The organism is Selenomonas sp. oral taxon 137 str. F0430 (assembly GCF_000183625.1).
Classification (GTDB): Bacteria; Bacillota; Negativicutes; order Selenomonadales; family Selenomonadaceae; genus Centipeda; species Centipeda artemidis.
In genome coordinates, this window is record NZ_AENV01000015.1 from 90,166 (window position 1) to 104,427 (window position 14,262).

Sequence of the window (14,262 nt, forward strand, 5' to 3'; positions counted from 1 at the left end):
CAAATTACATCAGCATTGCAAGCATCGTGCCCGCTGCAACGGCGGTACCGATAACACCGGCAACGTTCGGTCCCATGGCGTGCATGAGGAGGTAGTTGCCCGGCTTTGCCTTAATGCCGACGATCTGGCTGACGCGCGCCGCCATCGGAACGGCGGAAACACCGGCGGAGCCGATGAGCGGGTTGACCTTCCAGCCCGTCACGCGGCACATGATCTTGCCGAGCCAGACACCTGCGGCGGTACCGAAGATGAACGCAACAAGACCAAGGCAGATGATCATAATCGTCTCTTTGACGAGGAAGCTCTCGGCGCTCATCGTGAGACCGGTGCCGAGCGCGAGGAAGATCGTGACCGTGTTGATCAGCGAGTTCTGCGCGGTATCAGAGAGACGATCCGTCACACCGCTCTCACGGAAGAGGTTGCCCAGCATGAGCATACCGAGCAGGGCAGCGATGGACGGGAGGAGAAGGCTGATGAAGATCGTCGAAACGATCGGGAACGCAATGCGCTCGAACTTCGTGACTTCACGTGCCTGCTCCATCACGACTTCGCGCTCTTTCTTGCTCGTGAAGAGCTTCATGACCGGCGGCTGGATCAGCGGAACGAGCGCCATGTAGGTGTACGCGGCAACGGCGATCGCGCCGAGCAGCTCGGGCGCCATCTTCGAAGCAAGGTAGATGGAGGTCGGGCCGTCCGCACCGCCGATGATGCCGATTGCGCCCGCCTGCTGTGCGGTGAATCCGAGCAACATCGCGCCGAGCAGCGCTACGAACACGCCGAACTGTGCGGCAGCGCCCATGAGCAGGCTCGAGGGACGGGCAATCAGCGGACCGAAGTCCGTCATCGCGCCGACGCCAAGGAAGATGAGCGGCGGGAAGATTTCATACTTGATACCGAATCCGATGGCGGACATGACGCCCATCTCATCGTAGAATCCCGTGAGAGGGATGTTTGCGAGAATACAGCCGAATGCGATCGGGCTGAGAAGCAGCGGCTCGAAGTCCCTTGCAAATGCGAGATAAAGGAGCACGAGACCGACAATGATCATGATCAGATTTCCGCCGGTGAACGCCGAGAATCCACTGCTCTCAGCGATCGCCTGCAGCGAGACAGAAAACGCGCTAAAAAAGTCCATTGTGTCAATACCTCCCCGTCATCACGAGCGCATGCCGCTGACGCGACCAAAGCCCGTCCATGCAGGCTGCTCAGCGGGACGAATCGCCTGAATCTGATCTGCGCTGCATCCGCACGCGCTGACAGCTGCCGCAATGACGGCGACCGTTTCTGCGTTCAAACCGCCGGTCTTAGCAGCAGGGGCAGCCGGAGCGGCGGGAGCCGCACCGCCTACGGGCTGTGCCGCAGGAGGATCCGCCTTCTTCTTCGTCGGATCAATCCTATGCGTGATCTCGATCAGCGCCCATACTGCAGTGAGTACGGCGAAGACGATGACCATGTTGATGATCATGATGACGAATGGGTCGTTGGTTACAGGTTGATGCATAAACTCACCTCATCCTTAGATTTTAGGAACTCTCAGATTTATTTGATAGTTCCTCCTATACATGCTCTCTCCACGGAGCAATATGCTTAATATTATGCTTTATTTCAGACGATTTTACAAGTAGTTTTTCATTTTTCTTTCATGAAAAATATGCATAATTTCTATGCATAAAAGTTTTAACTCTTTGTTATGGCGTCAAAAGCAACACGTACCGCCGCGAGAATCGTCTCATAGTCGTGTCCCGGTTGGGCTTCGTAGTATTTCTCGCCGCCGACGAAGAGGCTCGGGACGTAGTAGTACATGCCGGCGTACGGCTTCGTGCGCTCGGGCTCGGCGTTCTCGTCAATGTATTCGACAGGGACATCCGCATAGGCGCCGCCCTCCGCCTGCAGCGCCTGTATGGCGCGCCGGGCGTTCGCGCAGTACGGACAGCCCGCCATCTCGATCATGGTTAGTGTTTTCATATGGATACCTCTTTCTAGTATAACCTTGTTTGAAATAAAGCGGCACGTTGCAAAGCGCGCATAACTCGTTCAAGGGCACGGCAGCGCCGTGCCCCTACAGGACGCGCGATCATCGCGGGACTTCCCCACGATGCAAGCTGCATCGCAATCACACGTGAATATATACGATGATTCCGCCAAACCGTCGTCTTTAACAAATACAATCAAGCTATGCCGCCCCGGTAGGGGCACGGCGCTGCCGTGCCCTCCGTCTCGCCATGGCGGCGTAACTTATCGCCGTACGAAATAACGACGCTAGGCGCGAAAATCCTGCGACACTGTGACGCAGAAGTTTCGATGCATAGCTAGGAATTGCGGCAAACGCGAGGAAGGCGTAGCCAAGACCTACGTCGACGAAGCGTTTGCCAAAAATGACGACGCTAGGCGCCAAGATCGTGCGTCCCAATCATAGCATATTTTTTTATGCTACGACAACAAAAATTCCGCAAACACCTCGTTCCCATATTTCATACCAAGAGGTGTGAGCGCGGTAAACCCGTCTGTGCGTTTCAGCAATCCCTTTTCAATAAGGCGCGGCAGGACTGCGCCGTAGACTTCCTCGAACGGCACACCCCATGTGCGGTGAAAATCCGCCTCGTCGATTCCCTCAGCGGTGCGCAGGGCGAGGAACGCATACTCCTCCATCGCAGCCGTCCGCGTGCGCGCTCCATTCTCGGCGCGGCGCACATCCTCACCCGCCATCACCCTGCGGATATAGGCGGCGGTGTCGCGCTCGTTCTCCCAACGGACGTTATCGACGTATCCGTGCGCCGCCGCGCCGACGCCGAGATACGGAACGCTTCGCCAGTAACCGAGGTTGTGCCGGCTCTCAAAGCCCCGCCGCGCAAAATTTGAAATCTCATAGCGCAGATAGCCGCGCGCGGGCAGCTCCGCCATGAGATAGTCGTACATCTCCTCCGCCGTCTCCTCCGGCGGCAGGTCGAGCCGTCCCGCCGCCTGTGCCGCGGCAAAGGGCGTCCCCTCCTCGACGGTCAGCCCGTAGACCGATATGTGTTCGGGTGCGAGCGCAATCACAGCGTGGACACTCTCCTGCAGATCGTGCAGCGTCTGCCCCGGCAGTCCGTACATAAGGTCAATGCTGATATTCGTAAAGCCCGCGGCGCGCGCCGCACGAAACGCCGCGCGTGCTTCCTCCGCCGTATGGACGCGCCCGATGCGGCGAAGGAGCGCGTCGTCAAAGCTCTGCACGCCGAGACTGATGCGGTTCACGCCTGCCGCACGAAGCTGCGCAAAACATTCCTCGTCCACCGTCCCCGGGTTCGCCTCCGGTCAGCTCTGCGGGCGTTCCTGCCGCCGCCTGCACCGCACGGATGATGCCGGTGAGCAGATGCGCGGGGAGCGCGGTCGGCGTGCCGCCGCCGAAGTAAACGGTCACCACGTCGCCAAAACGCGCGAAAAGCGGCGGCGCCGTGCGCATGATCTCCGCGCGCAGCGCCGCCGCATATTGTTCCTGTTCGCGCGCTGTGTCCCCCCCCATCGACGCGGAGGCGAAGTCACAATACGCGCATTTTTTCACACAATAGGGAATGTGGACGTAGACGCCCCACGCCCTTTTTTTATTCGTCAATTTTCAGCACCGCCATGAACGCTTCCTGCGGGAGCTCGACGCTGCCGACCGCCTTCATGCGCTTCTTGCCCTCTTTTTGCTTTTCGAGGAGCTTGCGCTTACGCGTGATGTCGCCGCCGTAGCATTTTGCAAGGACGTCCTTGCGGCGGGCGCGCACGTTCTCGCGCGCAATGATCTTGCTCCCGATCGCGGCTTGGATGGGGATCTCGAACATCTGCTGCGGGATGATGCCCTTGAGCTTCACGGCGAGCTGACGACCGCGCGCTACGGCGCGGTCGCGGTGGACAATGGTCGAGAGCGCGTCTACGGGGTCGCCGTTGAGGAGAATGTCGAGCTTCACGAGACTGCCCGCCCGATAGTCGATGAGTTCGTAGTCGAGCGAGGCATAGCCGCGCGTGGCGGATTTCAGCCGGTCGAAATAGTCGTAAAGGATCTCGTTGAGCGGGATTTCGTAGATGATCATGACGCGCGTCGCGTCGAGGTAGTCCATGGTCTTAAAGATGCCGCGCTTTTCCTGCGAAATCTCCATGACCGCGCCGACGTAGTCCTTCGGCACGATGACAGTCGCCTTGACATACGGCTCCTCAATGTGATCAATCTCGGTCTGCGGCGGCAGGTCTGCGGGGTTGCTGACGGCGCGCATGGTGCCGTCCGTGCGGTAGACGTGGTAGACGACGGACGGCGCGGTCATGATGAGTCCGAGGTTGTACTCGCGCTCAAGCCGCTCCTGTATGACGTCCATGTGCAGGAGTCCGAGGAAGCCGCAGCGGAAGCCGAAACCAAGCGCGATGGAGGTCTCGGGTTCAAAGACGAGCGCGGCGTCATTGAGTTGGAGCTTTTCGAGCGCTTCGCGCAGATTGTCGTAGTCCTTGCTGTCCTCGGGATAAAGCCCGCAGAATACCATCGGCGTTACGCCGCGATAGCCCGGCAGTGCCTCGGCGGCGGGGCGCTCCGCACTCGTCACAGTGTCGCCGACGCGCACGTCGCGCACGTCCTTGAGCGCCCCCGCGATGAACCCGACCTCGCCTGTGCCAAGTGCGCCCGTATCCACGGGCTGCGGGCGGAAACAGCCGACGTCCGTCACCTCAAAGGTCTTGCCCGTCGCCATGAGCTTTAGCTTCATGCCCTTTTTGATGGCGCCCTCCTTCACGCGCACGTTTGCGATGACGCCCTTGTACGGGTCGAAATAGGAGTCGAAGATGAGCGCACGCAGGGGCGCGTCCGCATCTCCCTCGGGTGCGGGAACATAGGCGACGATGGCGTCGAGGATCTCCTTGATGCCGATGCCGGTCTTTGCCGAGGCGAGCACCGCCGCGCTCGTATCGAGCCCGATGGTGTCCTCGATCTCGTGGGCGACGCGCTCGGGTTCTGCGCTCGGCAGGTCGATTTTGTTGATGACGGGGAGGATTTCGAGGTCGTGTTCGAGCGCGAGATAGACGTTCGCGAGCGTCTGCGCTTCCACGCCTTGCGCCGCATCCACGACGAGGAGCGCACCCTCGCATGCGGCAAGGCTGCGCGAGACCTCGTAGTTAAAATCGACATGCCCCGGCGTGTCGATAAGGTTCAGCTCGTACATCTCGCCGTCGGCGCCGCGGTAGTCGAGACGGACGGTCTGCGCCTTGATGGTGATGCCGCGCTCGCGCTCGAGATCCATGCTGTCGAGCACCTGTGCCTCCATCTCGCGCTTGCTGAGCGTCCCCGTATACTCGATGAGGCGGTCGGCGATGGTCGATTTGCCGTGATCGATATGAGCGATGATGGAAAAATTACGAATATGCGACTGCTCCATGAAGCTCCCCTTCTCCTCTGCGATAGCTTTTCGTGATCGTTTGCTACTATATTATATGATGACTTGAAAAACGTCCTGCTGTCTGTTTGTGATAAAAATCTCAATCTCCCCGTGCTCGTTTTCGAGTTCCGCGCGCAGATGCCCCGCGAGGACGGAGACGACAGGGAACTCCGTGCCGAAATGTCCGGCATCGATGATGTGCATCCCCTGCTCAACGGCGCGCTGGGCGTCGTGGTATTTCACATCGCCCGTAACGTAGACGTCCGCGCCGCGGATCGCCGCCTTGTCGATGAACTCCGCGCCCGCGCCGCCGCAGACCGCGACGCTCCGCACGGGGCGGTCGGGAACGGCGGCAAGGCGCACATGGGAGACATGGAGCGCATTTTTTACATGGTCGGCAAATTCCTCGATGGAGACGGGCGCGGGCAGTGTGCCGATGCGTCCGAGGCTGTCCACCTCGCCGTCCGATTCCCCCGTCACGACGAACGCGGCGAGTTTTTCGAGTCCGAGGTGCGCGGCGAGGACGTCGTTGACCCCGCCACGCGTGATGTCGAGGTTCGTATGCGCGGCGGCGACGGCGACGTTATGCGTCACGAGTTTTGCGAGACGCCGCCCGAGCGGGAGATCGGTGCGCAGATGCTTCATGCCGCGGAAAATCGCGGGATGGTGCGCGATGATCATGTCCGCCCGGCGTTCGATCGCCTCATCCACGACGGCATCGTCCACGTCGAGCGCGACCATGAGGCGGTGTACTTTCTGGGCAAAGCTCCCGACGAGAAGCCCCGGGTTGTCCCAGTCCTCGGCGAGGCGGCGGGGGGCGATGCGTTCGAGGGCGGACATGATGGTTTGGCAGCTTAACATATTTTCTCCTTTATAGTGACGCGGGATTTTCGCGCCTAGCGTTGTCATTCGTCGAATGCTTCGCTAGGAGTAGCTTTTTTACTACGCCGTCGCTCGCATTCTCCTCATTCCTAGCTATGCATCGAAACTTCCGCGTCACTCAGGTTTCGGCGTTAGGCGGCGGGATTTTCGCGCATCGCTGTGTCATTTTGTGCAGCGTAGGACGGTATGTTTTCCGTTGAACGGATATGACGTTACACATGGTCGTTGCCGTGTGCCGCGCGGCGTTTGCCGCAGCGATTTTTAAGCCCCGCTTTTTTCGCAAGGCAAATGCCAAGCGGCAATCATATGGTTGTCATTTTGTACGGCGTAGGACGGTATGTTTCCCGTTGAACGGATATGACGTTACATATCGTGCGGCGAAGGGGATGCGTTCTCACGCCGCTTAGCACTCCCCGCAGGGGCGGCGCGCATCGGATACATACGGGAACATGCGGTGTCGCCGCGCCGCGGAACTGCCCGGCGCATGATCGACCGCCGGGCGGTGCGGCGCAGTCGCGTTCACGGCATATCTCACGCGCGCGTCGTTTGCGCCGCGGCATGAAATGCGCCCCTGAACCGCAATCATACCAATCAGATATGCCGCCGTCAATCGCCAGTGGGCGGCATAGGGCGGTATGTTTCCCGTTGAACGGATATGACGTTACATATCATCTTGCTGCGAGCCGCGCGGCATTTGCCGCAGCGATTTTTAAGCCCCGCTTTTTTCGCAAGGCAAATGCCAAGCGGCAATGCTGCCTCACAATATTTTCAAAATCCCTTCAAGCGCCGCGATCCGCTCCGTGACCGCGCGGTATGCGCCGCTCGTGCGCGCCGACGCACCGCGCTCCATGCCGGATGCCGCGCGGCGGAGCTTTGCGATCTTCTCCGTGACAAACGCTCTGAGCAGCGGATCGCGGCGCGCGAGGAGTTTTTCCCCCACATGTAGGAACACGTCCGCGGGCATCGCCGCGTGCCCCCGCTCGGCGCGGATCACCTCGTAGATGCGCCCGCCCGCGCGTGCCAGCGTCTCGTCCGCTGTATGCCACCCGTTCTCGTAGAGCCACGCGCGGAGCTTTGCCCCCGCATTCATTGGCTGCAGGACGAGCGCCTTTACATGCGCGAGCACATCGGGACTTTGCGCCAAAATCTGCACGATGAGCGCGCCGCCCATCCCCGCAATCACGACCGACTCCGCCTCGCCCGGCACGAGCACCGAAAGCCCGTCGCCCTGCCGCACGGCGATGCGGTCAGCGAGCACGCGCGCCTCCACCGTCCGCCGCGCCGCCGCACACGCACCCGCGCTCAGATCGCCGACGACCGCGCGCGGCGCACGACCCTCCTTGATGAGTGCCGCCGCAAGATAGGCATGATCCCCGCCAATATCCGCAAACGACATCCCCGCGGGAACGAACGCCGCAATCGCCGCAAGACGCGCATCCAGTTGCATCATAGTCCCTCAAAAATATAACAACAGATAAAAAGAAAGGGTGTAACGCTGCGTTACACCCTCGCATATACAAATGGCTCCTCGAACAGGACTCGAACCTGTGACATTCTGATTAACAGTCAGACGCTCTACCGACTGAGCTATCGAGGAATGTGTCAGACGCGCTTATTATAAAGGCAATGCGCCGTCCTGTCAAGGAAAATTATAAGGAAGCCCCTTTACTTCACTCCGGCGCCGTCGAGTGCGCTGCGGACACTCTTTTGCGCGCGGCGCAGCTTCTCCATCTCCTCCTCGGGCAGGCGCACCTCAAAGGAGCGCACGACGCCCTCCCGCGTGAGCATCCGCGGAATGGAAAGCGCGACGTCGCTGATGCCATACTCCCCCTTCATCGCGGCGGCGCATGGCAGAATCGTATGCTCGTTGAAGAGGATCGCCTTGATAAAGCGGCAGACGACCATCGCGATGCCCGTATTCGTATAGCCTTTGAGATTGATGACGTCGTACGCGGTCTGAATCAGCCCTTTTTCGACGTCCTCGCGGCGCAGTTTCTCCTTTGCATGGAAATATTCGTCGAGATGCTCGATGCCAAAGCCCGCGCAATTGACCGTCGACCACGCGACAAAGGCGTCGTTGCCGTGCTCGCCGAGGACATAGCCGTGGATGTTCTTCGGATCCATGTCGTAGTGCTCGGCGAGGATGTAGCGGAACCGATAGGTCTCAAGCATCGTGCCCGTGCCGAGAATCTTTTCGCGCGGATAGTCAAACTCGGTCGAGACGACATAGGTCGCCACATCGAGCGGATTCGTGACCATGATGACCATGGCTTCCTTCGTATACTTTGTGATCTCGCTGAAGATGGAGCGCATGATCTTCGTGTTCGTGCTTGCGAGCTTCAGCCGATCGGGCGTCTGCCCCGGCAGGATGGACGGCCCCGCCGTGATGACGATGAACGCCGCGTCTTTGCAGTCCTCATAACTGCCCGGATGAATCTTGATATTCGTGCTGTAGGGCGAGGACATCGCGTGACTCGTGTCGAGTGCCTCACCGCGCGCACGATCCATGTCGAGATCGATGAGCGCAATCTCGGATGCGAGCTGAAAATCCGCAATCTTGTTGAGCACGGCAGAGCCGACATTGCTCGTCCCGATGATGACGATCTTCCCCTGATTGACCGGCATAAAATTACCCCCTTAAAAAATAATAAAACCCGACCGCACACAGTCCTGTGGAGTCGGGTGTCGTAAACGAATATCAATGGTGAAAAGCATCGCGCAGCACTTCTTTCCGGCAGACGCCGCAGGATCCCCTGCATGGTCATCGTAACACCTTGGTGCGCGCTTGTCAATGGATTTTTATTCTAAGAAATCCCGGAGTACTTTACTGCGGCTCGGATGGCGCAGCTTGCGCAGTGCCTTTGCCTCGATCTGGCGGATACGCTCGCGCGTGACGCCAAAGCTCTGTCCGACCTCTTCGAGGGTGCGCGATCGCCCGTCCTCGAGTCCGAAGCGCAGGCGCAGGACATTCTTTTCACGGTCGGTGAGCGTTTCGAGCACCTCTTCGAGCTGCTCTCTGAGGAGCATAAACGAGGCGGCTTCGGCGGGCGCGGGCGCTGCCTCATCCTCGATGAAGTCGCCGAGGTGGGAGTCCTCCTCCTCACCGATCGGCGTCTCGAGGGAGACGGGTTCCTGCGCGATCTTCATGATCTCATGGACACGGGCGACACTGATGCCCATCTCCTTTGCGATTTCCTCGGGGCGCGGGTCGCGTCCGAGCTCCTGCAGCAGCTGCCGCGAAATGCGGACGAGTTTGTTGATCGTCTCGACCATGTGGACCGGGATGCGGATCGTGCGTGCCTGGTCGGCAATTGCGCGCGTAATCGCCTGGCGAATCCACCACGTCGCATAGGTGCTGAACTTGTAGCCCTTGCTGTAATCGAATTTCTCGACCGCCTTGAGGAGTCCGAGGTTTCCCTCCTGGATGAGATCGAGAAAGAGCATTCCGCGCCCGACGTAGCGTTTTGCAATGCTGACGACGAGACGCAAATTTGCCTCCTCAAGGCGATGGCGCGCCTCCTCGTCCCCCGCCTCCATGAGCTGCGCGAGCTCAACTTCCTCCTCCGCCGTGAGGAGGGGAACATGCCCGATTTCCTTGAGGTACATGCGGACGGGGTCGTCGAGGCTGACGCCCTCGGGAATGGAGAGGTCGATCTCGACCTCTTCTTCTTTTTCAGCCGGCTCTTCAGGTGCGGGTTCATCCGCCGCCGAGGCCTCGTCTACGATGTCGACACCCTCGTCGGCAAACCGTTGGTACATATCGTCCATTTCGTCGGGGGACATATCCTGTTTTTGGAGTGCGTCGATCAACTCGCCGTATGTCAGCGAGCCGCCGTTCTTTTTGCCCTTTGTAAGCAGGCGTTCAATGATTTCGGTGCTCGGCGCCTTTTTTTGCTCCGTCCCCTCTGCCATAACGCTGTCCTCCTACCGTAAATTGGTTCCGTGTAAAATCGCTCTATTGCCGATCCAATGTCAAAATTCAAAATTTCCCTGCAGTTTTCGCAGACGCACAGGATGGCGCAGTTTGCGCAGCGCCTTTGCCTCGATCTGGCGAATACGCTCACGCGTGACGCCGAAGCTCTGTCCGACCTCCTCAAGAGTACGGGAGCGTCCGTCCTCGAGACCGAAGCGCAGACGCAGCACCTCCGCTTCCCGCGGAGCAAGCGTCTTTAATACCTCAGAGATCTGCTCTTTCAGCAGCATCATCGACGCCGCGTCTGCGGGATCGAGCGCCGCTTCGTCCTCGATGAAATCGCCAAGATGGGAATCCTCCTCCTCGCCGACCGGCGTCTCGAGAGACACGGGTTCCTGTGCGATCTTCATGATTTCGCGTACGCGCACGACGCTGAGACCCATTTCCTTGGCGATCTCCTCCGCTGTCGCGTCGCGCCCGAGTTCCTGCAGCAGGCTGCGCGAAACACGTACGAGTTTATTGATGGTCTCGACCATATGCACGGGGATGCGGATCGTCCGCGCCTGATCGGCAAGTGCGCGCGTGATTGCCTGACGGATCCACCATGTCGCATAGGTGCTGAATTTATAGCCTTTGCTGTAGTCGAATTTCTCGACTGCTTTGAGGAGCCCCAAATTCCCCTCCTGGATGAGATCGAGAAAGAGCATCCCGCGCCCGACGTAACGCTTTGCAATGCTCACAACGAGACGCAGATTCGCCTCCTCGAGCCGGTGCCGCGCACTCGCGTCGCCCGCCTCCATGCGCCGCGCGAGCTCGACTTCCTCCTCCGCCGTGAGAAGCGGCACACGCCCGATCTCCTTGAGGTACATGCGGACGGGATCATCAAGCGCAACGCCCTCAGGGACGGAGAGATCAATCTCGACCGCTTCCTCCTGCTCCATATCCGCATCGTCCGCCGCGAGACTCTCGGCATCCTCCGCCGCCATTGCTTCCATATCCGTATCGTCGACAATCTCGACGCCGAACTCCCGGAAGCGCCCGTACAAATCATCCATCTCATCGGGGGACATATCGCTTTTTTCCAATTCTTCGATGAGTTCGCTGAACGTCAGTGTACCGCCGTTCTCTTTGCCTCTCTTGAGCAGTTCGTCAATGCGCCCGATAGCGCGGTCTTCTTCCGGCACGCGCTGTGCTGCTGCCTGCATTTTGTCCCCTCCTTTCGGTTCTCTCTTGCCGTATGATCAGCGTATATTGTCTATCGTCTATGTGCCCGGATCCCTAAAGGGCGGAAAGTTCGTCTTGTATCTTCTTCACTTCGTTTAATTCGTCAATATATGCCTGTTTTCCTTCTTGCATCATTTCTTCCGCGCGCCTCGTATGCAGGGCGAGCCGCGCCGTAAGATGCATCCGGTGAAATGTCCGGAGGGCGTCTTGAAAACTTTCTTCGGATCGTCCCTCCTCAACGAGTGCGCGTGAAATTGCCGCTCCCGCCGCCGCAGGGAGTTCCGCGATAAAATCTGCATCGAGCGCGCCGCCCGCCGCCGTATGCTCCGCCGCCGCCCGCAAAATATCTCCGAAAAAGGCATCGGGAAATTCCGTCAGCGGGACTGCAGCATCGATCTCCGCGAGCGTCGTCACATCCCGCCAGACGGCGGCAAGCAGTTCACGCCCTGCGCGCTCCGCCGCAGTGCCGCGCTCCCGCCGCACGGGACGCTGCGGGACTGCGCCGCTCTGCGCCCGCGGCGCCGGCTCCTCCGTACCGCCGTGCATCCGGAACCGACGCAAGGCATCTCCGATCACGCCCTCGTCGAGAAAGAGTTCCGCCGCCGTGCGGCGCACATAGGCGGGGCGCGTTACATCATCAAGCTCTGCGAGCACGGGCAGCATCTCCCGGAGTGCCGCGCGCTGTCCCTCCGCCCCCGGCGCCATCCGGGCGGCGATGTGGCGCAGCCGGTACTCGGGCACAGGCAGCGCCGCGTCGATGAGCGCGCGGAACGCATCGGCACCGTGTGTGCGGATATATTCGTCGGGATCCTTGCCGTCCGGGAGCAGCAGGACGCGCAGCTCCGCCGCACGTCCGCGCACCGCGGTGAGCGCGCGCAGCGTCGCCTCCTGCCCCGCCGCATCACTGTCATAGCAGAACACAATGCGCGGCGCGCGGCGCAGGAGGAGCGCCGCATGATCCTCCGTGAACGCCGTGCCAAGCGTCGCAACGACGTTCGCCACGCCCGCCTCGGCAACCGCGATGGCGTCCATGTACCCCTCGACCACAACGGCATAGCCCTCATGCGCGATGGCACGGTGCGCGCGGTCGAGTCCAAAGAGGAGCTTCCGCTTGTTAAACACGGGCGTCTCCGCCGTGTTCAGATATTTCGGCGTCCCGTCCCCGAGCACGCGCCCGCCAAACCCGACGATGCGCCCGCGCTCGTCCGCGATCGGGATCATCACGCGATTGCGAAACCTGTCGTAGATGCCGCCGCTGCGCTCGCGTGCGGAGCAAAGCCCCGCCTCAAGGAGCAATTTTTCCGGGATGCCGCGTTTTTGAAAGGCGTCGGCGAGCTTTGACCACGCGCCGGGCGCAAAGCCGATGCCCCAGCGTTCGATCGTCTCCTCCGTCATGCCGCGCCCTGCGAGATACGCTTTACCCGGCGCACCGTAACGCGTCATCGTAAGGCAGTTGTGGAAGAAATCGCGCGCGAGCGCATTCACGCGGCGCAGATCATCAAGCGCGCGCAGACGTGCCTCTTCGCGTGCGTCGCGTTTTCGCTCGGGGACAGGGATGCCCAGCTGCTCCGCCTGCCGTTTGATCGCCTCGAACGGCGTGATGTGCTCCATGAGCGATATGAACTTGAATGCGTCGCCCCCCGCGTGACAGCCGAAGCAGTAGAAAAATCCCTCGGCGGGCACGACGGAGAACGACGGCGTCTTTTCGCTGTGGAACGGGCAGCAGCCCCAGTAGCGTCCACCCTTGCGCCGGAGCGGCACATAGCTCTGCACGACGGCGAGGATGTCGGTCGCTGCGCGCACCTGCTGCACGAACGCCTCCATCCTCGGATCTTTCATGCGGTACTCCTCTATATTGGCTGTATACTCATCTCGCCGACGGGCGGCACAAAAATCTCGTGAAAGAGCGCGACTGCATAGCTGTCCGTCAGCCCCGCCACATAGTCGACGACGCTCTGCTCCTTGCCCCAGCGCTCGGCGCGCACAATGAAGGCGCGCGGAAGCGCATCAAAATGCTCCATAAAATGTGTCACCAGCGCCCGCAGGACAAATCCCGCCTGTTCGCGCTCGTGGGCAAGCGTTTTGGAGTGATAGATGCGCTCAAACATAAAGCTGCGGAACAGATCCATCACACGCTGCATCTCCTCCGACAGCCCCGCGTCGCCGCGCTGCTCGGAGGTCACAATCATATCCGATACCATGCGCGTGATCATCGCGGACGTATCCGCGCCAAAGCACTCGATCACCTCGCGCGGCAGGTCGCTCGCATGGAGGAGTCCCGCGCGCAGGCTGTCGTCATAGTCGTGGCAGAGGTAGGCAATGCGGTCGGCGATGCGCACGATGCGTCCCTCGAACGTCGACGGCATCCCTTTCCCGTATGGTTGAGGATGCCGTCGCGCACCGCGCCGGTCAGGTTCAGGCCGCGCCCGCCGCGCTCCAAGATCTCGACCATGCGCAGGCTCTGCTCGTTGTGGGCAAAATGCCCGATGATCTCCGCCATCACCGCCTCGCCCGCATGACCGAAAGGCGTATGCCCCACATCATGCCCGAGCGCGATCGCCTCCGTCAGATCCTCGTTGAGCCTGAGCCCGCGCGCAATCGTGCGTGAGATCTGCGCCACCTCGAGGCTGTGCGTCATGCGCGTACGGTAATGATCCCCTGCGACGATGTAGACCTGCGTCTTGTGCTTGAGCCGACGAAACGATTTGGAATGCAGGATGCGGTCACGGTCGCGTTGGAACTTCGTGCGGAACGGACACTCCTCCATCGCGTGGCTGCGCTTTGCATCACGGCTGCGCGCCGCCAGCGGCGAGAGAAGTTCGTCCTCCTGCGCCTCAAGACGCTCCCGGACGGTCACGGCGT

The 14,262-nt window shown here is 60.5% G+C and carries 11 protein-coding genes, 1 tRNA gene and 2 pseudogenes; all 14 read right to left on the reverse strand.

The genetic code is table 11. From position 1 onward, the window contains the following. Positions 1 to 4 precede the first annotated feature (4 nt). The 14 genes and pseudogenes from HMPREF9162_RS10690 to HMPREF9162_RS10755 all read right to left on the reverse strand — a co-directional run bounded on the left by HMPREF9162_RS10690 (position 5) and on the right by HMPREF9162_RS10755 (position 14,257). Positions 5 to 1,135, reverse strand: a complete 1,131-nt coding sequence (locus HMPREF9162_RS10690) for a sodium ion-translocating decarboxylase subunit beta (protein ID WP_009439467.1) — start codon at positions 1,133 to 1,135, stop codon at positions 5 to 7. 21 nt (positions 1,136 to 1,156) lie between these two features. Then, positions 1,157 to 1,501: an OadG family protein gene (locus tag HMPREF9162_RS10695; protein WP_009439393.1), complete on the reverse strand. Its 345-nt coding sequence runs from the start codon at positions 1,499 to 1,501 to the stop codon at positions 1,157 to 1,159. A gap of 176 nt (positions 1,502 to 1,677) precedes the next feature. Next, positions 1,678 to 1,965 carry a glutaredoxin gene (locus HMPREF9162_RS10700; protein WP_009439353.1) on the reverse strand — a complete coding sequence of 96 codons (288 nt, stop codon included), beginning with the start codon at positions 1,963 to 1,965 and terminating at the stop codon, positions 1,678 to 1,680. Between the two features lie 465 nt (positions 1,966 to 2,430). Further along, positions 2,431 to 3,592: pseudogene (gene hemW, locus HMPREF9162_RS10705) on the reverse strand (radical SAM family heme chaperone HemW). Then, positions 3,582 to 5,381, reverse strand: coding sequence for a translation elongation factor 4 (gene lepA / locus HMPREF9162_RS10710; protein WP_009439365.1), 1,800 nt, complete (start codon positions 5,379 to 5,381; stop codon positions 3,582 to 3,584). The pseudogene hemW and the gene lepA overlap by 11 nt, the downstream one beginning before the upstream one ends. A gap of 51 nt (positions 5,382 to 5,432) precedes the next feature. After that, positions 5,433 to 6,242, reverse strand: coding sequence for a Nif3-like dinuclear metal center hexameric protein (locus HMPREF9162_RS10715; RefSeq protein WP_009439374.1), 810 nt, complete (start codon positions 6,240 to 6,242; stop codon positions 5,433 to 5,435). A 424-nt stretch (positions 6,243 to 6,666) separates the two neighbouring features. Further along, on the reverse strand, positions 6,667 to 6,849 hold the full coding sequence (locus tag HMPREF9162_RS10720) for a hypothetical protein (RefSeq protein ID WP_139057103.1): 183 nt from the start codon (positions 6,847 to 6,849) through the stop codon (positions 6,667 to 6,669). A gap of 171 nt (positions 6,850 to 7,020) precedes the next feature. Beyond that, a complete protein-coding gene (locus HMPREF9162_RS10725) occupies positions 7,021 to 7,713 on the reverse strand; it encodes a class I SAM-dependent methyltransferase (protein WP_009439425.1) in 693 nt (230 codons plus the stop codon). A 71-nt stretch (positions 7,714 to 7,784) separates the two neighbouring features. After that, positions 7,785 to 7,860 (reverse strand) — tRNA-Asn (locus tag HMPREF9162_RS10730). Positions 7,861 to 7,928: 68 nt separating this feature from the next. Continuing rightward, the gene (locus HMPREF9162_RS10735; RefSeq protein ID WP_009439322.1) at positions 7,929 to 8,888 is read right to left on the reverse strand and encodes an L-lactate dehydrogenase; all 960 of its coding nucleotides are present in this window, start codon (positions 8,886 to 8,888) and stop codon (positions 7,929 to 7,931) included. Positions 8,889 to 9,062: 174 nt separating this feature from the next. After that, positions 9,063 to 10,175 (reverse strand): RNA polymerase sigma factor RpoD, encoded by a 1,113-nt coding sequence (gene rpoD / locus HMPREF9162_RS10740; protein WP_009439542.1) that lies wholly within the window; start codon positions 10,173 to 10,175, stop codon positions 9,063 to 9,065. A gap of 60 nt (positions 10,176 to 10,235) precedes the next feature. Further along, a complete protein-coding gene (gene rpoD / locus HMPREF9162_RS10745; protein WP_009439481.1) occupies positions 10,236 to 11,381 on the reverse strand; it encodes an RNA polymerase sigma factor RpoD in 1,146 nt (381 codons plus the stop codon). Between the two features lie 73 nt (positions 11,382 to 11,454). Then, positions 11,455 to 13,239, reverse strand: a complete 1,785-nt coding sequence (dnaG, locus tag HMPREF9162_RS10750) for a DNA primase (RefSeq protein WP_009439399.1) — start codon at positions 13,237 to 13,239, stop codon at positions 11,455 to 11,457. An 11-nt stretch (positions 13,240 to 13,250) separates the two neighbouring features. Next, positions 13,251 to 14,257, reverse strand: a pseudogene (locus tag HMPREF9162_RS10755) (deoxyguanosinetriphosphate triphosphohydrolase). Between the last annotated feature and the right edge of the window lie 5 nt (positions 14,258 to 14,262).